At 47.1% G+C, this 25,910-nt stretch carries 16 protein-coding genes; 8 read left to right on the top strand and 8 right to left on the bottom strand.

Going from position 1 to position 25,910, the window contains the following annotated elements:
- The first annotated feature begins 6 nt into the window (after positions 1–6).
- Positions 7–2,553, top strand: coding sequence for a leucine--tRNA ligase (gene leuS / locus K2Y22_09655; protein MBX9878711.1), 2,547 nt, complete (start codon positions 7–9; stop codon positions 2,551–2,553).
- A 211-nt stretch (positions 2,554–2,764) separates the two neighbouring features.
- Positions 2,765–4,207: a hypothetical protein gene (locus K2Y22_09650; GenBank protein ID MBX9878710.1), complete on the top strand. Its 1,443-nt coding sequence runs from the start codon at positions 2,765–2,767 to the stop codon at positions 4,205–4,207.
- On the opposite strand, the gene K2Y22_09645 is transcribed toward K2Y22_09650, so the two are convergent.
- Positions 4,199–4,687 carry a DoxX family protein gene (locus K2Y22_09645; GenBank protein ID MBX9878709.1) on the bottom strand — a complete coding sequence of 163 codons (489 nt, stop codon included), beginning with the start codon at positions 4,685–4,687 and terminating at the stop codon, positions 4,199–4,201. The genes K2Y22_09650 and K2Y22_09645 overlap by 9 nt on opposite strands.
- Before the next feature lie 108 nt (positions 4,688–4,795).
- On the opposite strand from K2Y22_09645, the gene K2Y22_09640 reads away from it, so the two are divergent.
- Both K2Y22_09640 and K2Y22_09635 read left to right on the top strand, forming a co-directional pair.
- Complete coding sequence (locus tag K2Y22_09640; GenBank protein ID MBX9878708.1) at positions 4,796–5,665, top strand: rhomboid family intramembrane serine protease; 870 nt, start codon at positions 4,796–4,798, stop codon at positions 5,663–5,665.
- Between the two features lie 247 nt (positions 5,666–5,912).
- A complete protein-coding gene (locus K2Y22_09635; protein ID MBX9878707.1) occupies positions 5,913–7,829 on the top strand; it encodes a polysaccharide biosynthesis protein in 1,917 nt (638 codons plus the stop codon).
- Here the strand turns inward: K2Y22_09635 and K2Y22_09630 are convergent.
- Positions 7,826–10,795 carry a hypothetical protein gene (locus K2Y22_09630; GenBank protein MBX9878706.1) on the bottom strand — a complete coding sequence of 990 codons (2,970 nt, stop codon included), beginning with the start codon at positions 10,793–10,795 and terminating at the stop codon, positions 7,826–7,828. The two genes, K2Y22_09635 and K2Y22_09630, sit on opposite strands and share 4 nt — an antisense overlap.
- 23 nt (positions 10,796–10,818) lie before the next feature.
- A complete protein-coding gene (locus tag K2Y22_09625; GenBank protein MBX9878705.1) occupies positions 10,819–13,887 on the bottom strand; it encodes a hypothetical protein in 3,069 nt (1,022 codons plus the stop codon).
- 269 nt (positions 13,888–14,156) lie between these two features.
- Between K2Y22_09625 and K2Y22_09620 the strand changes: the two genes are divergently transcribed.
- The gene (locus K2Y22_09620) at positions 14,157–15,113 is read left to right on the top strand and encodes an SgcJ/EcaC family oxidoreductase (GenBank protein ID MBX9878704.1); all 957 of its coding nucleotides are present in this window, start codon (positions 14,157–14,159) and stop codon (positions 15,111–15,113) included.
- A 27-nt stretch (positions 15,114–15,140) separates the two neighbouring features.
- Complete coding sequence (locus K2Y22_09615) at positions 15,141–16,346, top strand: hypothetical protein (GenBank protein MBX9878703.1); 1,206 nt, start codon at positions 15,141–15,143, stop codon at positions 16,344–16,346.
- On the opposite strand, the gene K2Y22_09610 is transcribed toward K2Y22_09615, so the two are convergent.
- The 4 genes from K2Y22_09610 to K2Y22_09595 form a co-directional block, all read right to left on the bottom strand.
- Positions 16,343–19,177, bottom strand: a complete 2,835-nt coding sequence (locus K2Y22_09610; protein ID MBX9878702.1) for a hypothetical protein — start codon at positions 19,175–19,177, stop codon at positions 16,343–16,345. The two genes, K2Y22_09615 and K2Y22_09610, sit on opposite strands and share 4 nt — an antisense overlap.
- Positions 19,178–19,182: 5 nt before the next feature.
- Positions 19,183–20,418: a trypsin-like peptidase domain-containing protein gene (locus tag K2Y22_09605; protein ID MBX9878701.1), complete on the bottom strand. Its 1,236-nt coding sequence runs from the start codon at positions 20,416–20,418 to the stop codon at positions 19,183–19,185.
- Positions 20,419–20,666: 248 nt separating this feature from the next.
- On the bottom strand, positions 20,667–21,863 hold the full coding sequence (locus K2Y22_09600; GenBank protein ID MBX9878700.1) for a GuaB3 family IMP dehydrogenase-related protein: 1,197 nt from the start codon (positions 21,861–21,863) through the stop codon (positions 20,667–20,669).
- Between the two features lie 128 nt (positions 21,864–21,991).
- The gene (locus K2Y22_09595; GenBank protein MBX9878699.1) at positions 21,992–22,441 is read right to left on the bottom strand and encodes a tetratricopeptide repeat protein; all 450 of its coding nucleotides are present in this window, start codon (positions 22,439–22,441) and stop codon (positions 21,992–21,994) included.
- A 233-nt stretch (positions 22,442–22,674) separates the two neighbouring features.
- Between K2Y22_09595 and K2Y22_09590 the strand changes: the two genes are divergently transcribed.
- On the top strand, positions 22,675–23,865 hold the full coding sequence (locus tag K2Y22_09590; protein MBX9878698.1) for an anhydro-N-acetylmuramic acid kinase: 1,191 nt from the start codon (positions 22,675–22,677) through the stop codon (positions 23,863–23,865).
- Between the two features lie 9 nt (positions 23,866–23,874).
- Complete coding sequence (locus K2Y22_09585; protein ID MBX9878697.1) at positions 23,875–25,065, top strand: YkgJ family cysteine cluster protein; 1,191 nt, start codon at positions 23,875–23,877, stop codon at positions 25,063–25,065.
- Here K2Y22_09585 and K2Y22_09580 read toward each other — a convergent pair.
- Entirely contained in the window at positions 25,062–25,883 is an 822-nt protein-coding gene (locus K2Y22_09580; protein MBX9878696.1) for a hypothetical protein, read from the bottom strand. The genes K2Y22_09585 and K2Y22_09580 overlap by 4 nt on opposite strands.
- Between the last annotated feature and the right edge of the window lie 27 nt (positions 25,884–25,910).

The raw sequence follows: 25,910 nt of genomic DNA, 5'->3' as shown, positions 1-25,910 counted from the left end.
AAAGTCATGTCGCAGCAATATAACCCGCAAGAAATAGACGAGAAGTGGCAAGAGAAGTGGGAAGGCTTTGGGATCTATAAGGCAATTGACGGCGACAAGCGTCCGAAGTTTTATTCGTTGGTCATGTTTCCCTACCCATCGGGCGATTTGCACATGGGACACATGCGGGTTTACACAATCTCTGATGTCATAAGCCGCATCAAGCGCATGCAGGGATACAACGTATTGAATCCAATGGGCTGGGATGCTTTTGGATTGCCTGCAGAGAATGCTGCAATTAAACGCAAGTTGCACCCAGGCGCCTGGACAGAACAAAACATCAAGTTTATGCGTGATTCTCAATTGAAGAAATTGGGCACGAGCTACGACTGGGATCGTGAAGTAACGACTTCAACTCCCGACTACTACCGCTGGACTCAGTGGATATTTCTCCAATTCTACAAAGCTGGTCTTGCCTACAGAAAAAGCGCACCTGTAAATTGGTGTCCGGATTGCGCAACAGTTTTGGCCAATGAGCAAGTGGAAAATGGCGCATGCTGGCGTCACTTAGAGACCCCTGTTGTACAAAAGCAAATGGACCAGTGGTTTCTCAAGATTACCGCTTACACAGAGCCGTTGCTAAACGATCTCGATAAATTGACTGGTTGGCCCGAGCGCGTCAAAGTCATGCAACGTAATTGGATCGGCAAATCAGAAGGCGCCATTCTCAATTTCACGGTTGAGAATAAACCCAATGTCCGCATCAGCGTATTCACAACGCGCCCTGACACTGTATTTGGTGTTAGTTATTTAGTTTTGGCTCCGGAGAATCCTCTTGTAAAAGAATTAACTACACCGGAAAACCAAGCAAAGGTTAAAGAGTACGTCGAACAAGCCAGTCACAAAACTGAGCTTGAGCGTATGGCGACGGAAAAATCCAAAACCGGCGTTCCTACAGGCAGCCATGTCGTAAATCCGTTTAACGGCGACATAGTACCGGTCTGGGTTTCCGACTATGTATTAATGAGCTACGGCACAGGCGCTGTGATGGGCGTACCGGCGCACGATGAACGCGATTTTGCGTTTGCTCAAACCTTCTCACTTCCCATTACACAAGTAATCTCTGCCAAAGACGCAACTGAGTCGCATCTCAAGGCTGCCTATGTCGACGATGGCGTGATGATCAATTCCGGTATTTTTACCGGCTTAAAAAATACCGATGCTGTGCCGAAGATTATCAAATGGGCACAGGAAAACGGCAGCGGCGAAGGTAAAACAAATTATCGTTTGCGTGATTGGTTGATAAGCCGTCAACGTTATTGGGGCGCTCCGATTCCGCTTATCCATTGCGAGGCTTGCGGCATAGTACCTGTTCCAGATGATCAATTGCCTGTTGAATTACCTATTGAAGGTATTACATTCACCGGTGAAGGCGGTTCGCCATTAAGCAAGACAGAATCTTGGCTCAACGTGCCTTGTCCTCAATGTAAAAAACCAGCGCGTCGAGAAACCGACACAATGGATACATTCATTGATTCCAGTTGGTATTACTTGCGCTACGCAAATGCCAAAGACGATAAAGAAGCTTTTGCCAAAGAGTTAGTTAATTACTGGATGCCTGTCGATCAATATGTCGGCGGCATTGAGCATGCCATTTTGCACTTGCTCTACTCTAGATTTTTCACTAAAGCATTGCGTGATTTGAAATTGGTTGATTGTGATGAGCCATTTTCCAATCTTCTTTCGCAAGGCATGGTGACGATGTATTCGCCAGTCTCAGGACGAATTGAGAAGATGTCGAAATCACGTGGCAATGTTGTCGGCACCACTGACTTCTTCAAACGCTACGGTGCAGACGCTGCTCGTTTGTTCACCTTATTTGCCGCTCCACCCGAGCAAGAGCTCGAGTGGTCGGAAGAAGGAGCAGTTGGACAATTCCGTTTTCTCAGTCGCATCTGGCGCTTGGTGCAAGGCTTAATTGAACGTAGCGAAATCAACCCAAAGGCGGAGTCAGTTGACCCAGCCAAGTTAGATGCAAAAGGCAAATCACTGTTGCAGTTGACGCATCGAACAATAAAAGCTGTGACTGAAGATTTGTCACAAGAGCGCTTCAGTTTCAATACAGCCATTGCCCGCTGCATGGAATTAGTCAACGGTCTCTATGCCTATGTCGGCGAGGGCAGTTCCAACAAAGACGCAATGAAGTTGAGCGACGACGAAATTAACCTCGTATCGTTTGCCGTTAGAAACTTGCTTTTGTGCATGGCGCCAATGGCACCACACATTTCAGAAGAACTCTGGCATCAGATTGGAGCAGCTAACGGCAAGGATGATTCAATTCATATCCATCCCTGGCCGAAATTCATTGACGCCTTAACGATTTCCGATGAGATAGAGCTCGTGCTGCAGGTTAACGGCAAGATCGTTAACAAAGTTTCGGTTGCCCGCGGCATATCTAAAGAAAAAATTGAGGAGCTTGCTTTGGCGGACGACAAAGTAAAGGCTAAGCTCAATGGCTCTGCCGTTCGCAAGATAATTGTCGTGCCAAACAAATTGGTCAACGTAGTAATTTAGGGCGTCTAGCGATCTCAAGCCGATCAAAATTGTTATCAAAGAAAGTGGCCAATTATTAGTTTTATTCTATATAATGTTTGAGTCTTGCACTTGGTGACCGAGACCTTACTAGAAAGCTAAGACAATTTCGGCGCCACCAAATGCATGTGCGTGATATATACTTTGCGCTTTTGAATCTATATACAACTGCAAGAAAGCAGCTATATACAACATGTTTCAAGTTCGACAATCTTTCGCCGGGAAATCAGCTATAGCGCTGATGGGATTGTCTATAGGCATCCTTCCAACCCTCAACTGTGCCGCTGTTGCTCAGCCTGCTTTTGGTGGTGGGGGTCCTGGTGTTACCGATTTACCGGCAGTTCGAACTGATGTTCGGGCTATACCTGGCAGTATTATTCCAACCGACGTGGTACCACTGCCGGCAGCTGAAGAAAGACTATCTTTTGGCGAAAACCTGCAATTGCAAATGTTGCAGAGACTACCGGCAAGACTTTATTTCAACGCTTCTTGTGAAACCACGTTTCGTTTAGAAACCAACCCATTTCAGTTTCCCAGCAAGCGAACCTTTATCAGGAAATTTTTTCCACCCCCGCCTGTTTTTGCTTCACTTAACCCGTTTACACAAAATGATTACTTCAGGCAACTCAGTTTTATCAATGCCACTGACGTCGTTTTCCGTGTGCTGCCCAACGTAACTGTCGGTTGGACCGTAACGCCTAAGACACGACTCTTCGGCAACTTCTTTATGATCCGCGACTCGCTTATGCACAATGTGCGGCTTAATACGACAATATTCTCACTGGCATATGGTGTACAACAAGACATCCCGGTAACTAAGCGCGGTAATTTGCAACTTGAAGTTCAAGCTCGTGAACTCCTACAACAAAACGGCACACCCGTGTTCGACTTATTGCCGGCGTCAACCTTTTCATACATCCTCACTCCGCGCTTGGTCTTATTTGCCAACGCACTATTGCAGTTAAGAGGCAGAGGATATTTCAAACCGGCAACCCGCGAAATCGATCCATTCTTCACCTTTGGTGGTTTGTATCAACGAGGCGGCTGGTCTTTCTCCGGCACTGCCACCTATGTTCAAAACTGGCGCCAAATGTTTGGAGCAAACGCTTCGATTCCGGTTAATAACCAATCTTGGATTTGCGACTTTGAATTGGCAAGACGTATGTTCCCGCAAGTGCCCGGATTACAAGCTTTTGTACGCGCTGAACCAATTTGGAACTTCGGCTCTCACAACACACCAGGACTAGCCGGATTCGACTTCCGTCTTTTCTGGGGATTGCGTATGGCTGTCGGTAAGCCACCACTTACCGCTGCTATCAACTTGATGAGACAGCGACTCGAAGAACTCGAGGGCGAGCCGCCCCCGCCGACTGCACCAACCGAGCCACCAGCTACTACTCGTCCGTCGGCACTATTACCGACACCTTACGAGCCGATGCCTTATGAGTTGACTGCATCGAAACCGCAACCTATACACAATTTGTTGGCAACATTTATTGATGACGGCACAAGTCTTGGTTCAATTCATGCGCCTATCGATGAAATTTCCAGCACGAATGACGTCACATCATCTGATTATCCGGTTCCACATGTAGAGACCAGTGAAGCTTATACTCCGGTAGTCTTGTCAGACTGATTTATTCTTCGGGCGGACTTTTTTAAACGCACGTCCAAGCAAATAATCAACCGATATCGGTCCTGGTCCAAATGCCAAAATAATCACTGACGTCAACAAAAAGAAAAACGGATCAGCTTGCAGAAACGGATCCGGATCGGAAAACAAACGAAAAAGGTTCACGCGATCTTCGGCAACTGCAAGATAGGCAACGATCATATTTATTGCCAATGGAAAAGCAACAAGCCTCGATGCCAATCCAATCATCAGCAATAGGCCACCGACACATTCCAGTCCGCCGACAAGCCAGGCATTCATATCAGGAAATGGAATTCCTAAAGTAGTAAAAAAACCAACAATGTCCTGATGATGTAGTAATTTACCTTTGCCGGTTTTGAAAAACTGCCAGCCCCAGGTGAGCCTGAACGCAAGCAAGATCAATGGCTGCAGATAGCTTGCCACTTTGACATAAAGTCCATAAGTCGAGACAAAAAATTTCACCAGGGGTTCCTAAATTGCCTTCTAATTTCCACTTTACCGCGCCGGCGTTTTAACGCACGTTATAAGTCACTTGTTCTCATGTAATTTAATTGGGTATATAAGCCGCATATGAGCAACATCAGTCAAAGAGAAGATCAAATAGTAGTCATCACGCCGCCGACGCCGTGGATAACATTAATGCTCGTTCTGATGTGCATTTTTGGATTTTATCTGTCACAAGCGTCAGGTGAGCATTGGCTTAAAGATAATGCTTTTAATTGCGAAAAATATTTCCAGCAGGACAACATCATTGCGCAAATTAACTATTGTGTTCTGCCGACTTTCTGCCAAATAAACATACTCCATATGATAGGCAGCGCATATTTCATTTGGATTTTTGGTTCGCAAATTGAATTGCGCGTAGGCAACGCATTGATGGCCGTCATTGTTATGATCACAATGATTTCCGGATGGATGAGTTTGGCGCAAACACTTGGACCGATTGGATTGCCCGTATTTGTGGGCCCGGCATTTCTCACTTGCGCGTTGCTCGGCGGCTATTTAATGCTGATGCCCGGCAAAAAGACAAATCCGATGGGCGGCAACTCTCGTTATACCTACAGAATTTTTGCAAGAGAAACCAAAATGGATCCGCTGGAACATTTTGGAATTTCCCCTTGGTTTTTGATTATTGGTGGAGTCGCCTTCCTCGTATTAATGCATTTGTACTTGGAAAAAACCGGCTCCGTATTTGATGTTTTACGGCTACTACCTTGCCTTGTTAGTTTGATAATCGGTCTGGTAGTGACATCAGTTCTGGTCATGATGATCACGCAAAGTGTGGAAACAAATCCCATGCGTGCACTAGCCCGTAACCGCTACAAAGAATTGCGAATTCTTGACATGACCCACGAAATGGCGGTCCAGGGTACAGCCCTTGCTTTGGGCGTTCCCAAAGAGAAAGTCGAGGAATGGCTGGGCACCGGCGCCAAGCTCTAATTTATATTTTTGACGAGAAGCGAAGCAAGAGCTGCGATGAGCAGGTCGCTGCGGAGCGCTCACCGGTTGCCGGAGGCAAGCGAAGGTGGAGGCAAGGAGACGACACTAAATGTGTCGTCGGGCGCTAACGCGTAGGCGGAACCGGAGCGTTACAAAGAATTCAAAAACCTAGGACTCCTGGGCAACTTGACCCATGTTAAGATGGGTCGGCTCTTGGAAATTCCAATTAAAGTAATAGGTTTTGACTTTGACGCCGGATAAACCCGAATTACCCGTCTCAGCACAGGCTGACGATGCCCTGCAGCTAGAGCCTGCGGTCCGCTGGAAGCGAGTCTTTCAGGTAGTCCTTGACGCGGTTTTGTCCATTGTGGCGCTTGCCGGAGCCTACCTGATTCGCTTTGACGGCAGCCCAAGCAACCTTTACCTTCACCAGCTCTTAATCCTGGCTCCAATATTCCTATGTCTGCACTTGGCAACCAATTGGTGCTTTGGGGTTTATCGCCGTCTTTGGCGTTATACCGGTCTAACAGAAGTTACCGAACTTGGTCTGTCCATTATTTGCGCCACAACTTTAGTCATGATCGTGCGCGCCTTGAATCTCGCCGCAGTTGATGGCAATCAACTTTCGTACAGCATCATTTTCATTGAAGCCGGACTGGCATTTCTCTTGTTTGTCGGCCCAAGAGTATTACGTCGTCTGGAAACAGAACATCGCCAGCGTCGCCACTGGAGACAACCGGTGCAAAAAAGAGCACTGCTTGTTGGTGCCGGTGACGCCGGACAAATGGTTGCGCGCGAGCTATCCCAAAGAAGAGACGTCGGTGTTGATCTGGTAGGTTTCGTTGACGATGATCCACAAAAGGCAAAGTTGCGCATAGGCAATCTCACCATTTTCGGCAGCACGCAAGAATTACCAACTCTTGTCGAAGAGCTTTTCATCGATCAAGTAATCATTGCCATGCCATCGGCACCAGCTACTGAAATTCGCCGCATTGTTGATATCTGTCGTAACGCTGAAGTTGAAACGCGCATTCTGCCTGGATTATTCGAACTCATTGATGGACGAGTTTCCATAAATCAGTTGCGCGAAGTTTCTTTGGAAGATCTTTTGGGCAGAGAACCCGTCGATTTAGACAACGCATCAATCGCCGGCTACATTGAAGGACGAACTGTTCTCGTCACAGGAGCCGGCGGTTCTATCGGCTCAGAACTATGCCGCCAGATAATGAAGTTCCAACCAAAAGAACTTTTGCTCTTGGGCAAAGGCGAAAACAGTGTCTTCAACATCGAGCAGGAACTCAAAACAAGACCCGAGCCTGTCAAACTGATACCAGTAATTGCCGATATTCGCGACCGCACGCGCATGACCAACATTTTTGAAAAACACAAACCGCAAGTTGTTTTTCATGCTGCCGCACACAAACACGTTCCATTGATGGAAAACAATTCAAGCGAAGCAGTAACCAACAATATTCTCGGCACGCGCACCCTTGCTGAGCTTTCGGACAAATACACGGTGGCAACTTTTGTACTGGTATCATCAGACAAAGCCGTAAATCCCACTTCGCTCATGGGAGCATCAAAACGCGCCGCTGAACTTATTGTTCAAGATCTCAGTCGTCGTTCTCAGACCAAATATGTAGCGGTCCGTTTTGGCAATGTGCTTGATAGCCGTGGTTCCGTTCTGCCTATTTGGAGACAACAGATTGCTCAAGGTGGTCCTCTCACTGTCACGCACCTGGAAATCACCCGCTACTTCATGCTTATACCTGAAGCTGTTCAACTTATTATTCAAGCAGGCGCTCTCGGTGCAGGCGGAGAAATTTTTGTCCTGGATATGGGCAAACCGGTAAAAATGTTGGATCTGGCCCATGATCTAATTAAGCTGTCCGGCCTGCGTCCAGACGAAGACATCAAAATTGAAGTGACTGGGCTAAGACCTGGCGAGAAGCTCTACGAAGAGCTTTTGACCGCCGAAGAAGGGCTAACAAAAACCAGTTACAAGAAAATTTTCGTTGGCAAGCCACAGCCGCCTGAAGCTCATGTGCTGGAGGCAGAACTTTCTCGCCTCGCTGATGCTGCCGCTCGCGATGACGAAGGAAAGATCCGCACCGGACTGCAGGCATTAGTCGGTGGCACACTATTGCAACATCAAAACTCTTAACTGCTCCAGCGATACAACTGCGGGCAGGAATACTCATCCAACAATTCAAATACCACCTGAGAATAAGCTGAATATTTCCAGTCACCCAAAACAGTGGGCCCGGTATATCTCGCTTTCTGCGAAGAGTTGGTTATCAAATCGTGATTTACTATCCAGTTGCGCCACTGAGAATCATTGAATCGCGCAACAACTTCGGCGCCCTGGGTGCGATTATAGATAAGCGGTCCGGTGCTGCCAATCACATTTCGCGAGGCTCCAGGCTGTGATCTTTTCACCGCAGACAGCCAAGCATCCCCTGTTAGAAAATGCATTGGCTGACCCTTAAAGTAATAAGTCAAATTTCCTGCCGAATCAGCTTTCACCGTCACGAAATCCATATCGGTAGCACCTTTTTTATTGTCAAAATCGGCCTGTGAATGAATGGCGACAATAGGCTTTTCTTTGCAGGTCGGTGTTTCCGGAGGAGTTTCGCCTGGTGGTGTCTCACCAGGTGGTGTTTCTCCAGGAGGCTTACTTGTAGGCGCGGGGCAGCGCAGCGACCAATCAGAAATTGTTGCCGGCATTGCTTTTGTACTTGGATCTGCCGGAGGCTGCTTGTCAGAGAAATATGATCCGGTAAAGTTTGAGCCGTTGTCTCTGGCAACACAATTCCAAACCAGTTTCAGATTGGAACCATCAGTGGTAGTGACAAGAGAGGACAGGTTCTGATACATAATCTGATCTTTTTTCAGCATCACATCAGCCGGATTAATCAAAGGCTTAGTCATACTGATTTGTCCCTGATCGGCAAATTTGCTTGAATCGCCATTCACGGTAAATACAAAAATGTTTTTGCTTGACTGCGGTACTGTTGTTGCAGCCATGGCAGGCTGCAATAGTTCAGTGCCATGCTCTATGCGATGTGAGACCACTATCTTTCCTTCGACCACAATTTTCAAGGCAGAACCGCCTTCGGAATTGAGAGGTGTTAACCAATCGGACGTGCCGGAATCAGCAGACTGACCATTGCTTATCGGCTGATCACCGAGAATTTCAGCTTTCGTCGGAACCCTATCAAGCGGATAGAAATGTCCACCGACAATGCTGTAGTCCTTGGCGGAATTTTTTGTTACACCCAAGGAGGTGATAGCCTTCCTATCATTCATCATGGAAATGGAAAGATTAGCAGCAAAACCTGCATTAGTCATTGCTGTAAATGCACGCCTTGCTTGCGAGAGAGCTTTTTGATATTCCTGCGAGCTCTTCTGTCCTGACTTTTCCAGCTTATCAATTTCGCCAACTTTATCAATGAGGGTTTCATAAGCTAGCTGATATGTTTTTGCCGAAACGTCATTCATGGTGACAATTGCTTGCCACAAATCAAGCAGAATTTCGGCTGGTTGTCCGTTGGTTGTAACCACACGAGCATTCTTATCCATTGCCACAACCAGTGATTGGTTGGGCAGTGTCATATCAGCTGCCACATAGCCAAAAACATTGGCAAATTGTCGCCTGTACGCTTCAGGATCTTGATTGAACTGGTTCAAATCGCGAGGATCGCCTTTGCCCGTTGTACTGACATTGAAAATTCCAAAAGTAACCGGTAAGAGCTCTCCACTGTCGGCCATAGCCGGCAAACAAAAATCACCATGATAGCTGACCGCCGCTTTACCGCTATCCCAGAGGCTAGCGCTTAACGTATTTACAGTTGATTCGATATTGGGTCGCAGATACATGTTATGCAACCAGTCGTACACATAAAAACTCAGAATCACACTAGGATCATCATTTGAGCGTCCACGGAAATTTGTAGGCTCAAGAACACCTGAACCAGGAAAATCAGCCGTGGCCTTAAAATACGTGCCGACACTTGCGGCGTTCCATCCTTCGTAGGGTGAGACACCGCCTATAGTATCAGCATTAGCCTTGTCTGCATTTTTGCCTTGTGGAATTGACTTAACAACAATCTGCGAATGATTCATTATGGTCTTTACAGAGCTTGTATCAACGTAACCTTTTGGCGGTTGTCCGCCAGGCATTGATACTTGCATTGCTCCCGATGGAAACGATTGACGAACAGAACCAGCTATTGCTGTAGATACAGCATGAATTGCTTGACTGGCAGATGGTTCCGAAGCGGCAACTCGGTTAACCGTTTCATTAGTAGACACCTGCACAAGTGTCGGTATCAAATAGTCATTACTACCACCGTCTTCAGCAAAATCTGAATCGTGTACAAGTGTCGGTTCACTAGCTACCGCCGAAAACATATAGGTCAAGTTGTTTTTACCAACCTTCGTCTGTACAGGAACATAAGGCCTATAGCAAACTCTATTGCCTACTTTCATCGAGTTAGAGGCATCTACTTGCGCCATGCTTTCCGGCTCAGGTACAGGAATATTGGTCATACCGGAACGGTCTTTGTAATTACCAAGCAAAATGGTAATACCACTTGCACGTTTACCGTGACTCATCTTAACGGCGTTAGAGTCATAGGCAATTACAGCATTTGCTTGAATGTTAATGGCTTCGCCATTCTTGTCTTTGACTGTTTCACCATTTTTTACAGCTGCAATTATTTTTGAACGCAGGAGCCTAGAATCTCTTTTCACTCGTTCCCAATCGTGAATAGCAAGCACCTGCATCGTTGTATTTTCCATTTTGTCGGCAATAAGAGCATCAAGGCGTGCCGTAGCCATAAGGGTATTGATACCGGCAATTGGCGGTTGATTGAGATCATTATTCTTGGGCACCTGGTCGACTAATGCCACATAACCCATCTGCGCACCATCGGCAGGACCTATTACGACTCTCGAAATGTCTTTGGCCACTTGCAGGGCGGTGGCATCAATAGCAGTTTGAGCCTCCTTATGAGTACCAATCATCTGTCCATAATTCATCATGAAAAACGCAACCAATAAGACAATGACGCCTACAATGACAGCCAATATGGCTAGTGTGTTACCTAGCGACTTTCTAGCTTTCATCTCAGCTCCTCCTCTCTTTAGCTCTAACTGCTCCAGCGAAACAGCTGCGGACAACTGTTTTGATCTAACGTATAAAAGACGACCTGGCTGTATACCGAATATAAATAGTCACCTTTTTCCGTTCGCCCTTTATGTGCGTACGATGCATATTGATTAGTATTTGTAATCATCAAATGTTCAGAGCGGTATTTTTCCCAATCGGCCGCTGTGTAGTTGGATACTACATCGACGGTGTTGGCACTCATCTGGACGGTATTACGTCTAACCATTCCTCGATAGAGTCCACCTTTCATAGCTGGATCAGTTTTTGCAGCACTGGATGTCCCAGGTGGAGCAAATGAGTTTGTATAGAGAACCTTGTCCATCCATTCATTGCCTGTATAAAAATGCATCGGCTGACCATCAAATGAATAGCTGACATTGCCGGCTGCGTCTGTCGCCATACTCACTCGTTGAATGTCAGCCCCTGCGCTTGCATCAAACGTCGCAAAAGAATGGAGATTTATAAACGGCTTTGTCACACAACTAGTGGTTTCTGTGGGAGCCGGACATCTCAAGGTCCACTCTGCTGCCAATGGTGGATAGCCTTGCCCGGCAGGAGAGCTATTGTTACCCTCGGCAATTTGGTTGGCAAAGTAGGCTCCGTCGGAAGTGTAATTGGCCGTATTGTCGCGGGCTATACAATTCCAAACTTCTTGAAGAGAAGAGCCCGGTGATTTGACTATTAGCGATGATAAATTCTGATAGAGCATCTGCCCATTTAAAACATTGACGCCAAAGGGGGCTACGTTCGGGTTCATCTTATTAATAGAACCACCATCGCCACCCTGAGTAGCATCTCCATTAACACTGAATACAAACAAATTGAGGCTGTGCTGCGGAACGCTGCCTGCAGCAAATGCCGGCTGCAAAAGACTGTCGCCAACTTGAGCACCAGCCTTTTCAGCAGTTTTAGAGCGCACAAAAAACAAAATCGGCGCAGTGCCTTCCGTACCTGGCGGTGTACACCAATCACGCACCGGAGCGGCAGCAGCTTGACCGGTGCCGACCACGCTAGTACCCATAATTTCTTCTTTGGTGGCGGCCTTACTCGGCGGACAAAAGTTGCCGCCGGCAAGCTCATAATTCAACGGATCAATCTTTTTCACACCCAAGGCAGTAATCGCTTTTCTGTCATTGAGCATGCCCAAAGAAACATTCACTCCCGAACTGCCATTCAACATGGCAGCCATGGCTCTACCCAAAACAAACATATTTTGATCGCGTTCTTCTTCCAACTTGCAAAACTCCGGCGCCATCTGTGATGCAAGCGAGCGGTCCTTTTCCATTTGCTCACTCATTTTTTGCAGTTTCGCTTCGATTGCTTTTACTTTCTCGTACTTAAGATCAAAAACTTCCTTGCCGGCTTTTACAGTTTCGCCGCTCAGCTCATTCATCTCGGAAATGGCATTCCAAAAGTGGAATAGAATCTCGCCTGGTTCTCCATTGGTTGTTACTACTTGCCCCTGGTCATTCATAGCAACGACCATTGAGGCATCAGGCAAAGTCATATCTGCAGCCACATAGCCGAACACATTGGCAAACTGTCTCCTATAAGCATTAGGATCTTCGGTGAATCTAGTTAGGTCTCGCGGATCACCTTCACCGTTGGAAGTAACATGGAACAACCCAAATGTGACCGGGTATCTGGCTTCAACCGAAGCATAAGCTGCTTGCATGCCGAAATTGCTATTCTTGTCCAATTTAGCGGTGTTGCCTGTCGGAAATAATTCCGACGACAAGGCTGTCACAACGCCATTGATGTTTGGTCTCAGATACATGTTGTGCAACCAGTCATACACTAAAAACGACAAGACTACACTTGGATCGTCATTCTCGCGTCCTCTAAATTTCGAGGCTTCCAATGATGCACTGCCGCTGGCGGGTACTGACCCACCTTTAGCGGTCAACCAATTCCCCTTGCTGGAAGAATTCCAGCTTGTGTATTTGCTGTCCGTTCCTAAATCGGCTGCATCGATTGTCGGTCCTTGCGTTTCGATAGCATTCTGGTAATTTTTCAACTCAATCATTGAATGGTTCATGATTGATTGAACACTAGTAGTATCTGGTCCTTGTCCCTTCGGCGGCGGTCCACCAGGAAAAGCAACTTGCAAACTTCCACTGGCGTGCGGCAAACGACGACCACCAGCAACAGCTGTCGCACTTACTTGCATTTGTTCTGTCTTGGCCGTGTTATCACCGGCTATAGGTTTTACTTCTTCTTTGGCCCACACTTGTACTGCTGATGGCGCAAGAAAAGCAAGCTGCGCTTGACCCAAGTTATCGCTGAACTCATTTTCGTGAAGCAGCGACGGCTCGTCAGCACTGGCCACAAAACCGAATGTCAGTTGATTACCGAATATATCGGTATTGATAGGTACGTATGATTGATAGTAAGTGGTATTGTTTCTCGCTATTGTGTTTGTGCCATTTATCTGCGCCAACTGGCTTGGGTTCGGCACCGGCACATTTGAAGAAACTTGTGGAGAGTTGACATAGCCAAGTCGCAGATCAAGATCACCCATTCTCTGGCCCTTGCCCAACCTAACGGCATTGGCATCGTAAGCAACCTCAGCGTTTTCCCTTATATTGAAAGTCTTACCGTTAACATCTTCAGCGCTACCTGCGGACAGAGCACTCTGAATTTTGTTTTTCAACGTAACGCTGTCTTTTTTGGCAAGCTCAAGATCATGAGCGGCTAATACAGCCATCGTCTTATTGCCGAGTTCTCTGGCAATCAAAGCGTCCAGTCGAATTGTCGCAAGAACCGTATTGATACCAATTTGACTACGATTATTCACATCGTTATTTTTTGGAGCGCCGTCAACCAGACCAACAACGCCGAAGTGACAACCGTCCTTGGCTGTTATAACGACTCGTCCAAGATCTTTTGCTGCTTGCAGGGCTGCCGCGTCAATTGCTGTTTGCGCTTGCTTATGGGTGCCGATAAGCTGCTGAAAATTCAGTATGAAAAACGCTACCAGAAAAACAAGTACTCCTAAAGCGGCAATCACTAAAACCAAGGTATTGCCTAATGATTTTCTGGCGGACATACAAATGACCTCTTTATTAAACAAACAGCGACAAAAGATAAAGGTGCTCGATCGTCACCTGCCCGAGGCGGTGACATCTCAAACGACCTTTCTTAACTTTTACTAATGCGTATTTACGAGCTTATCCCGCCACTCAGCGGCTGTCAAGGGTTGGTGGGTGCTTCTAGGCTCTTTCGCCGATTACTATCTTCACAAAGGAGAGCGCGAAAAGGCACTACAGGCTAAGATTTAAGACTCGAATCACGCCCCAATGTGTCATGAGGATTAAAATGAAAATCTCTAAGACGACATCTATTGCCGTTACTTTATGTCTAAGCTCTTTGCTCTTTTGCAATGCAGCCCAATCAGCTCCGACCACGACCTCTGCTGTAAACACAGCCAAAACGGTGCTTAGCGCTGTCTATGACGCACCGCTTCATGCTGTTGTCCAATCACTAGCAGCAGCAGCTAGTGCGGGAGATGCAACCAGAATGTCGACCTTGTTCACATTGGATGGCACCTACATCGATGAAGATGGCGTGCAAACAACTGGTCGCGCAGCTCTTCAACAACGCTTTGCCGCCGGATTGGCTAGCCAAGGAAAAATAAGAACAACCGCCACCGTACAAAGCATTAAGCGCGTTGCCATAAACACGGCCTTTCTGGAAGGTACTACCTGCAAGGAAAGCACCAATGGTCCGGAAGCATGCGCTCGCTTCACGATGCTTCTGCAAAAGAAAAACAACGAATGGCTTATTGCCTCTGCTACAGAAACAGAGATTATCACTCAAAATGCACCACAGAAAGTTGATCGTCTGGCTTCTCTGAGCTGGTTAATCGGCACATGGTCGGCATCAGCCGGTAACGCCAAAGTAACCATGACCGCAGATTGGGTGGCCAATAAGAATTTCATTCTCTGCAAATTTGTAATTGAACGTCCAGGACTCAGACCAAAAGTAGATGTTCAAATAATAGGCTTTGATCCAAGCAAGCAAAGCATCGTTTCTTGGAACTTTGATTCCAGCGGCGGCTTCGGTAATGGTGTCTGGAATAAGCAAGGCAAAGAATGGCAAATTCGTTCCACCGGCATGGAACAAGTCGGCGCTCAAACCGGAGCTACAAACATAATCGCCGTAGATAGCGACAACAAATTTTCATGGCGCTCTATTGACCGAGTGTTCGACGGCAAAGCGGTTCCGAATACTGAACCGTTAATAGTTGAACGCGTCGGACGCGTTATTCAATAAGTCGCCAACAAGAAAGGAATTAAAACGATGAAGTCAATTGCACTATTTCTAGCTATAACAATTAGTTTGACGACTGTCGCTCCGACGTTTGCCAGAGGAGGCGGCTTCGGTGGTGGTGGTTTCGGCGGCGGACGCTCCTTTGGTGGTGGCGGTTTTGGCGGCGGTGGGCGTTCATTTGGTGGAGGTGATTTTGGTGGTGGCGGACGTTCTTTTGGTGGAGACGGAGGTTTCCGAGGCGGTGACGGAGGTTTCCGCGGCGGCGACAATGGCTTCCGAAGCGGTGACGATGGCTTCCGCAACGGCAATTTTGGCGGTGGCTTTGGAGACATTGCTCAATCAAGAGGCGGCGATTTCAATCGCGGCAACTTTGCTAATCGCCCAGATTCCGGTAATTTCAGCAACAATCACCCGAACGCAAGCGGTGCATTCAGCAACTGGAAAAATGGTCAAGGCAACTTCCACAAGTTTGATCCGCAAAATGCTGACTGGCACAACAACAGTATCCGCAACTCCGGGAACACATTCACTCAAAATAACTACAACCACTACAACGCATTTGGCGCTTATGGTGGTTATGGACACCCTTATGGCTACGGCGGATTCTGGGGCTATCCAGGAGCTTGGGGTGCTTACGGTTGGGGCGCAGCAACAGCTTGGACATGCATGGGTCTAACGACGCTTACATCATTCCTCGGTATTGCCGCTCTTGCCGATTCGGGCAACAACAGCAATTCAGTAAGCAACGTTACTTATGAAGGTCCAAATGTGTATGTCAACGGCAATCCTGCCGGCACACAAGTCGACTACTACAACCAAGCTGAACAATTGGCTTCTGCCGGACAACAATACGTTGATACAACTCCTAATACCGGTTCTTCAGGAGGCGGCAATAGCCAGTGGCAACCGCTAGGTGTGTTTTCATTAGCTCAAAAAGGACAGACTCAGTCCTCCATGTTGTTCCAACTAGCTATCAACAAAGATGGCATCGTACGCGGCAACTACATGAATCAACTGACTAATGAAACAGAACAGGTGTACGGATCATTAGACAAGAAAACACAACGTATCTCATTCACTATTGGGCAGAATACGGATAACTCAACGGTATTCGACACAAGTCTTTCCGATATCACCAAAGATGACGCGCCTGTGCTTGTGCACTATGGCCCAAACAGTACCCAGGCTATGATGCTTGTTAGACTGCCTGCCCCGCAAAACGGCGCTACGTCTTAATTAAGAACCTGACTCTGGTACTCATCCCACTTCTGGCTATCGAGGTTAATCACCTTGATTGGTTTCAGCCGTATCGATAGATCTTCAAAATCTACGATGTTCTTCGTCCTGTAACGACCATAGCTGAGCAAATCCCACCAGGGAACTCCAGATAACAAAACGCGAAGCTTACTCAGCTTTGCCGGCTGGTCACGACGGTTGCTGGAAAGCGGCAAAACATCTTCAAACGATACAGTCTGCCACCGCGCAATAGGCTTTAGTACTGTGGGAGCGCAAGGAGCGAATTGCATAGCGCTTGTATCACCTGTTACGTCTTCAAGATTTTCCACCAAACAAACACTTGCTTCATTTCCTTTAGTAGATTTGTAGTTAACCGAGACTTCAATTAACGCCGCCGATGGTCCCGGCAAATTGCGACTCTGCCTGTTCAAATCAGACAAAATGGCTGGAGACACGGACTCATCTACTACATATTCCTTACTTGAACCGATACTGGCGCCGGCAAGCGAAAATGTGCTTGGAGTAACTGGAACACTTAGTGGACTTTCTTCAACAGCGAGCAAGCGAATACGCGGACGAATCTTGGGCGAACGAAACCAAATATTTGTCAGCCCACGAGGTTTTACAATTGAACCCATACGCATCTCGCCTACACAATCGGCAAAAAAACCTTTGCACCAAGAAAAATTCCTAAGCGACAATCGATGTCCACCAGGCTCACCTTGTGGCGTAACGAAATCACCAAATACAATCGGCCGTGTCTCTCTGTCACCGCTGGACATCAGGCTAATTACATTGTTGCCGTTGTCACTGATTAGATTTGCCGGAATTGGCAGGCACCACCACTGGCGAATGTTTTCAACATTTTTACCTTGTCCGTAAGCAAAAGCTTTTAAATAGACCAGATTGTCTCTTTGCGAACAGTCCACTGCCCACAGCGGCCTTATTTCTCCAGCGACATCCTTGCCGTTGACTTGAACATTCAATTGAGGATGCCTGTTTGCGTTGGCACTCTCACCAGTGCCAATAGCGTCGACGACAAGATACCAACTAATAGGCACCGCTTGTCGAGGCACAAAAATTTTGCTTTCAATGGACTTTCTACCGGTAAGTTGCTTTGACCATTCAAGACAAAATAACTCTTTCCTGGATGAAGCCGAAGCGCAAACAAGAACTCCCACCAATACAATCAACGGCGCTAGTCTTGCCGTCAACCAAATGATCAAGTAGCGCGGCTCTCTTCTTTCCATTACTACCGACAACGACTCCAGCTTGGCTAATTTGCCAACAGCAAGCGTTGCCATCCAAAACCAAAGTGACAGACCAATCACGATTATTGTTGATCCAAACAAAGCAACATTGCCTACACCATATTGTGCAACCTGCTTACCAAGCCAGACCGAATTAACAACCACAGACGGATCCAGAAGCATGAAGATAACGGGCAATAAAAGGGTGACAACCAATAGCATTTGGAAACCCGGTTTACGCAGGTGACTGAGAATCCAACACATTCCCTGCGAAGCAAGCAGCAAAAGTGCTGGGACTGCCGGGTAGAAATAACGGCTCATGGATATAACTGGGGCGTAAACCAAGAAATAAAGCACAAAAGTAGAAAGGATGATAATCGGTGCTAATTCCTTAAAATCCCGACGTACAACAGCTACTCGCAACGACATAAGCGCACCGGTCGCCGCCAACAATAGAATTACTTGTTGCCACCACTTCTGCACAACCCAATTGATACCAAAGAAACAATTTTGGAAATCATTCCAAGGCGCACACATCAATCGAGAAGGCTTGCGTGCCATCAAATCTACAAAGCTAAGTGGTTTTTCCTTAAAGGCTGCAAGTATTTCGGAGCGAACTTCATTGGTTGTCTTAGTAAATTCCTTTGGATGAGTGACATAACGAGACGGCAAAACATCCCAACCGTCAGCAGGCAAACTGCAGCCGACCCACAAATTGTACGAGCCGCCTCTATCAACAATAATTGAAGGCTGTCCAGTGATGATTTGTTTTACAAGCATCCACGGAGCAAGCGCCAGCGTACAGCCAAGTAAAATGCCTATCAAATATTGGATGTTAAAGACATCACGAATTTTCAAAATAAGTGCCAGGGCAAAGATTTCAGCCAACAAAATCCAAGGCAATGGCATCAATGGAGCTTTGCCCAACATCAGTAGCACATTTGTTATTCCAGTTAACAAACCCCACAGAAACGGAGTAATTCCAAAGCTGCGATTCATGATGAGCTTGGCTAATAACACAATAAGCAAAGCTGCAGCAACGCATGTTGTTATATCACCAAGAATTCGCCATGAGTTAATTGCCAGAGGAGGATAAGTCAAGGCAATAATGGCGGCCAACCGCGCTTGTCCGGCTCCCCAGAACTGCCTGGCAGACATCCAAATTAGAGGAACCAATAGTGCCGATATTGCCAGAAACGCATTTGCGCCAATAAGCCAGTTTTGAGTGGTCGCTTCTTTGCCCAGGATGTTGTACACCAATGCCAAAAAAAACGGCACGATTGGTCCGGAAAACGCTAAATCAAATGCGCCGCCAAGTTTATTCAAAATCTGCTGGCGAGAAGCCTCAGAAAAACCACTTCCTGCATAGTTGAAAACCGCCGACAGAAATTCCCAAGAAAACAATTTCCGGCAAGCATCGCCTACGGCCAAATAGCCTTGCGAATCAAAAATGAGGCTTAGATTGGGGGTGTTGAAAAAGGATTGATAGCAACTAAAAAGCACTATCGCCAGCACAAAAAAGAACAACCCCTCCAACCAAGCGCCGAGGTTGACGCTATCGTGGAGGGGTTGTTTACGCATGCATCTTATTCCTTAGATTTATCAGAATCAACTTTATCGGAATCTTGTTCGTACTTCTTGGGCTTTGTATCTTGAGCTATTTGGTCAGGATACTTCCCTATATTGACTGCCACAGCTATGGGATTGTTATTGCGCAGGACGAAGAAATTGAGTGTATCACTAACTTTATGCCCACGCACATAGTCTCTCACCAACTCTGGTTTAAGCATATCCTTACCGTCAATTTTGAGGATTACATCCCCACGGACTAAGCCGGATGCTTGAGCAGGAGAACCATCAAGAACTCCGGCTATTAGAACACCCTTGGTCTCGCCGGTAATGCCGAGACTCTTGGCTGTAGTCTCATCCATCTCTTTCATCTGAATACCGAGCCACGGTCTAACAATCGGCTTATGGGCAATCAAGTCATTTGCAACACCAACTGCCACATTGATTGGAATGGAGAATCCAATATTTTGAGCATTGGCTTTCATCGCTGTATTCACACCGATTACTTCACCCTCCAGATTGAGCAGCGGTCCTCCGGAATTTCCCGGATTAATAGCAGCATCTGTTTGAATAAAATTGATGTTGCCGTTTACGTCAATATTTTGTCGATTGACACCAGAAATAATTCCCAAGGTCACGGTGTGATCTAAACCAACCGGATTACCAATAGCGATTGCAAATTCGCCGGGGCGCAGATTGTCAGACTTCCCTAGAGTTACAGCAGGTAAGTCTTTGGCATCCACTTTCACAACTGCCACATCGGAAAATGTATCCATGCCTACTACTTTGCCGATGAATGTTCGCTTGTCATTCATCGTCACCTTAATGGTATTAGCATCACGAACAACGTGCGCGTTAGTCAGGATATAACCATCGGGACGAATGACAAAACCGGAGCCACTGTTGTGGGCTTCCATCTTTGGTCCACCCTGCATCTTGCCGTTCGGACCAGGGTTAACACGCTGACCATTGAAGAAAAACTCCATACCGGGCATTTGGAATCCCTGGGGCAGGTTGATCATCGGGCTTGCCGCAATCTCTTGATCAACTTCAATGTTGACGACACAAGGTGCTGTCTTTTCAGCGATGTCTGCAACTGCGTTAGCGCCGAAGAACGCGCCATATGCGGACTTGGCAGAAGTCGGCTCAGATTCCTTGGCAAAAGCAGAATCGCCACTTGAGCCTGTCACATATATTCCAACCGCCAGAGCTACTAAAGTTGATCCGAAAACGAACTTGTCTTTGACTTGCATGGTCAAAAATATCTCCTTTCGCTGCAATACCAAGCAGCGCAACATGTCTACTTAATTACACTCCCCACGATCTCGAAATTACCCCACACCACGTCCGCCAACCACAGGGTTAACCCTAGTTCTCCAAAAACCAAGTTGCCACTCAGCGGCCCAGTTAACATTTATGCTCCGGTTTCGTTTCACTTCACCTTCGCTTGCCTCCGGCGCCAGATGGCGCTTCGCGGCGACCGGCTCATCGCCGCTCTTGCTCAGCGTCCCATTCCTAGGCGTTGGGCCTTTTGGAACACTTTACCTTCGGTAAGAATTGATGGCGCAATTACGACTTCTACTTGCTGCATCTCTTTAATGGTCTGAGCGCCCAAGGTAGACATGCTGGTCTTTAATGCGCCCATTAGATTCTGCGAGCCGTCATCAGTATGAGCCGGTCCGAAAAGTATTTGCTCCAGAGTGCCTGAACTTCCAACTTTGATGCGCGTGCCTCTTGGGAGAACCGGGCTAGGTGTAGCCATGCCCCAGTGATAACCACGTCCAGGAGCTTCCTTGGAACGAGCAAACGGTGAGCCGATCATTACTGCATCAGCGCCACACGCAATTGCTTTGCAGATGTCGCCGCCCACGACCATGCCACCATCGGCAATAATCGCTACTGTTTTGCCGGTTCTTCTTGCATATTCGTCTCTGGCATACGAGCAATCAGCAATAGCTGTCGCCATCGGCACGCCAATTCCTAAAACACTGCGTGAAGTACAAGCAGCACCTGGTCCGACACCAACAAGAATTCCGGCAACGCCAGTCTCCATTAGCTGCAAGGCGGTTTCATAACCTACGCAATTCCCCACAATTACAGGCACACCAATTGATGCGCAAAATTCAGTTAGATCTAACTGTGCAGATGCATCTTTCGATTTATGCACGATTCCAGTCACGGTTGATTGAACTACTAATATATCGAGACCAGCTTCAACAGCAACCGGCCCATATTTTTTGGCCATATTCGGAGTTACTGATGCTGCAGCAATTACTCCCTGCTTTTTGATTTCCTTGACGCGTTTGGCGATTAGCGCTTCGTCAATTGGCTTGGCATAAAGCTTTTGCATTACCTCGATAAATTGCGAGTCATCGCATCCAGTCACTTGCTTATAAGCATCATCGACATTCTCATAACGAGTCTGCAATCCTTGCAAGTTAATGACTGCTAGTCCACCTGCTTTGCCTAAAACACCGGCAACACCAGCGTCTACGACGGAGTCCATCGCACTAGCTAAGATAGGTGCCTTAAAGCTGTGCCCACCCAATTCAAAAGTCGTGTCACACAGGTCGAGGTCGACTGTTACCGAACCCGGAACCAGTGCCACTTCATCAAAACCGTAAGCCCTGCGCGCTGGCTTACCTTTACCTATAAACGAATCTTGCGCCACTACTTCTTGAGAGCGTTGTCCAATCATATATGCATTCAACCTTCAATCGCTAACGGCTGTTTGCGCCTTAGTGTATCACCACTTCCAGTACAAACATGAGACCGCTAAGGAATGTCGGCTTTCTTGTCTAAATGTGACGAAGCAATTAATGCAAGTTAGGCAGTAACTGGAAATTCCTCATTACCGAATAAGAAGTACTGCTTTGCTGCCTTTTTCGGTTCCGGCGCCTCTGGTTGATTCATGAACTGCTCAAGATTTGCACGAGAATTTTTCACTTCAGGATGATCAGCACCTAAAAGGTCTTTCTTCATCTCGAGGGATTCACGATAGAGCTGCTCAGCAACCGGCATACGACTTAGTACCTCGCATACTTCTCCCAAGCTGTGAAGTATCGAGGCTATTTTTACGTGCTTCGCACCATATTGCTGATAGCTGATTTCCAACGCCCGCCAGTAGAGAGGTTCAGCAACTGAAGCCTTATTGTCTATAAAATACAAATCGGCTAATTGCGTAACCAAATCGGCAACAACAGGATGACTACGACCCAGTTCCCTTTCCTTAGTAGTCAGTTCCTTTTCTAATTCGCCCGTGTTAATACCCGTCATGACCCCCGCCCCTAATATAAAAAACGCCTAGTACCAAATTCTCATGCCTGTTGACAATTGCAAACACCCACCTGGGGGATTTCCATATATCCTCAGGGGGATTTCTGTATATTTTTCATAACATGCGTCTAATAAAGCGGATTTAGCCCCGAATTGGGGCGGCTTTCAAGCCTCAACAGCCAGTCTATCTACTGTCTATAATTGATTGAATTGCAGTTTTTCCAGAGTATCAAATGCCTCCATCGCGCCTAAAAGCCCTCAATGTAATCGGATTGAACAGCGGAACTTCCATGGACGGAATCGACGCGGCCCTATTTCGCATCAGTCCGGACAATGGCTGCACAGCAACGAAGCCGCGCCTTAAGACAGAAATGCTGGCAAGCGATCTCTATCAATTCGAGCCTGCATTTCAGAAAAGACTCAAAAGTCTCATAGCCAAAGGACAAGCATCCCTCGATGAGACATGCCGTTTGAATGTGGCAATTGCGGAAGTCTTTGCGCAAGCGGTTCACCAGTTGCTCAAGAAGTCCAAGCTTTCAACAGCAGATGTAGACCTAATAGGTTCACACGGACAAACCATCTGGCATGCACCCGAATACAAACATTTCTGGGGAGTGCCGACGCGTGCCACCATGCAATTGGGTGATTCTTCAGTGATTGCCGCCCGCACCGGATTGCCTGTTATATCCGACTTCCGAGTAAAGGATATGGCTTACGGTGGGCAAGGCGCACCTCTAGTTGCCTTTGCCGACGAGGTGCTCTTCGGACAAGACTCTATCGCCAGCGGTATCTTAAACCTTGGCGGCATTGCCAACATCACTATCATCAATGAAGCCGGCAAAGCAACGATGGCGTTTGATACCGGTCCTGGAAATATGATTATGGATCAGGCGGCAAAAGTCTTCTTCGACTCGGAGTGTGACTACAATGGCGCCTTTGCCGCAAAAGGCAAAGTCAACGAAGCTTTCTTGAACGAACTAATGCAGCACCCGTACTTCAAAATGCTGCCACCCAAAACGACTGGTCGAGAGGACTTTGGCAAACCGTACACTGATTCACTTATATCCCGCCTCGAGAAAGAAAAGATAACTCCTGAGGATGCACTGGCAACGCTGACGGCGCTGACGGCAAAATCCATAGCTCAGTCGTATCAAGACTTCATCGCCCCGCAAGTACGCATCAAACGACTCATTCTCGGCGGCGGCGGCACCGAGAATTCCACTCTCAAAAGCATGCTTTTGAAATACTTCCCCGATAAAATTGAATTGCATAAGCACGAGGACTTTGGCATCTCAACCAAATTCAAAGAAGCTCTCTTATTTGCTATTCTTGCTTATACAACGCACTTCGGCATTGCCAACAACGTTCCGTCCTGCACGGGCGCCTCACGCAAAGTTAGCCTCGGCACAATTTGTTGCCCCTAGAAAGTATTTATGGCAGAGCAAACACCAATACATATTCCAGAAGGTATAAATTACAGTTGCACAGGATGCGGCAAGTGTTGCGGCGAGTGGTCTGTTCCACTGACGGAAACCGACTACGAGCGAATCTCGAAAATGGACTGGTCAAGCAAGGAAGAATTTCGCGGCAAGAAATTATTCTCGTCTTTGTCTCTCCATGAAAAAGAAGGACTGCCCTTTACTCACGTGATAGTCGCGACAGATGAAGGCTATTGTCCTTTTCTCAAAGATCATCTCTGCATGATTCATGCCGAGCATGGTGCTGAAGCCAAGCCACAGACGTGTCAACTCTTTCCCTATACATTTACGCAAACACCAAGCGGGGCGTATGCCACGGTTAGCATGGTGTCGCTGGCAGCAATGTACAATGTTGGTACGTCCCTTAAAGACCAACAAGACTATTTGCGAACGAAACTCGCCGAATATGAAAGCGTCATGTCGGCGCACGCACCTGATTGGTCGCATATTCAATTAGTCGGTGGACAAAGACTTGAGTGGACTACGTATTTAGGATACGAAAAAGAACTTCTATCAATTCTCAAAGACAAGTCACTTCCTCTCAACGAAAGGCTACTCAAAGGTTCAGATTTTCTGGTCTCCAAACTGGAGAAACCACAACCGGCAAGCGAAGCACAAGACGCTCCTCTAAAAAAACTGGACCGTCATTTATTGTCTGCCTTGCACAAGATCTATTTGCCACATAAACCACCAACAAGGCTGGAAGCTCACTTCAATCCCTTCCGCTTCGTCTATCAATATATGTTTGAACAACCCATACTTCGCCTGAAGCCGCGCACTTTCACAATTGGTGAATTGCAGGCAATTAAGTGGCCGGAGGATGATGCTGAAATTGAAGACATGCTTTACCGCTACATATATCAACGTATTTTCGGCAAATTCTATTTTGGCGGCGGCTTTGCGCAAATAACCCTAATCACGGGCTATCACCACCTAATCCTTGTATGCGCGTTGATTAAGCTGCACGCCAAGGCAATTGCCTGTGAACGTGAAGCGACGAGTGTCAGCTTGGATGATGTCGCCGAAACAATTAGATTGCTGGAGAAGTATTTGGGACAAACCCATATCTCAGGCTATGCTGCGGCAGCCTATGAATTATTGATGTTCAGCCCTCAACGCATCCGCCGGGTTCTACGCAATACCTAGCTTTTCTTCATGAACAACATAAGCTCGAGCAAATTACTGTCCATTTGCGACAATACAGCGCGCAAGTCGGCCAGCATTATTGCTCTGTCTTCAATTAGATCCAGAGTTAGATGATATCGTCCGCTAGCTGTGCCGGTAAGCATGAGAACTTGATTGTTGTAAGTGCCTTTTTTGGGGTCAGGAAGAAGACCAACTTGTTTCCAGCCTTCAATTAATTGCGTACGCTTGGTCAGCTTGCTTCCTTCAACCGGAGAGTTGACGTAAGCCCATATATTAGGTGGGTATTCTGCATTTGGTGCAATCGGCCGATCGAAAAGTTTGGCCAACATGTTAGGTCTAGCCTGCAATCGTTGCTTGCCGCCGTCTTGCTGCATAAGAGCCAGCGTACCGAAAGCCATTTGCCCGCCACCGCCTGTCAATTCAACAATTTCACCAGGCATTTCCGGCAAGCCATTCGGCACCTGCAGAGATACACCTATTACGTTAGAAACTGCGCCGGCAACTATGTTCGCAATTGCATTGTACTTCATAGCCCTATCGCGCTTATCCTTAAGGTAGTTGCGTATGTCATCTCCTTGGGAAATCTCTAAATTTATTTTGGACGTCACGCTTTGCACTTCCAACATCGTCGTCAGAATAATGTCGGTAATATCCTGCCTCAAAGACTGAAGTTGCGCATTCTTCGAACGCTCAGTTGCTGGAATTTGATTCTTTAATTGGATGTACTCATTAATTAGAGGCATTAGCCCAAGCTGCTCAGCCATCAGCCGGGCATCGTTGGTCAGTTGATACGGCCAGGCACTAAGGTTATCGGACACGAATTCCGGAGCCTGCTTGGCCTGATG

This window comes from Candidatus Obscuribacterales bacterium (genome assembly GCA_019744775.1).
Classification (GTDB): Bacteria; Cyanobacteriota; Vampirovibrionia; order Obscuribacterales; family Obscuribacteraceae; genus SBAT01.
This window is presented reverse-complemented; position numbering and strand designations above follow the sequence as displayed.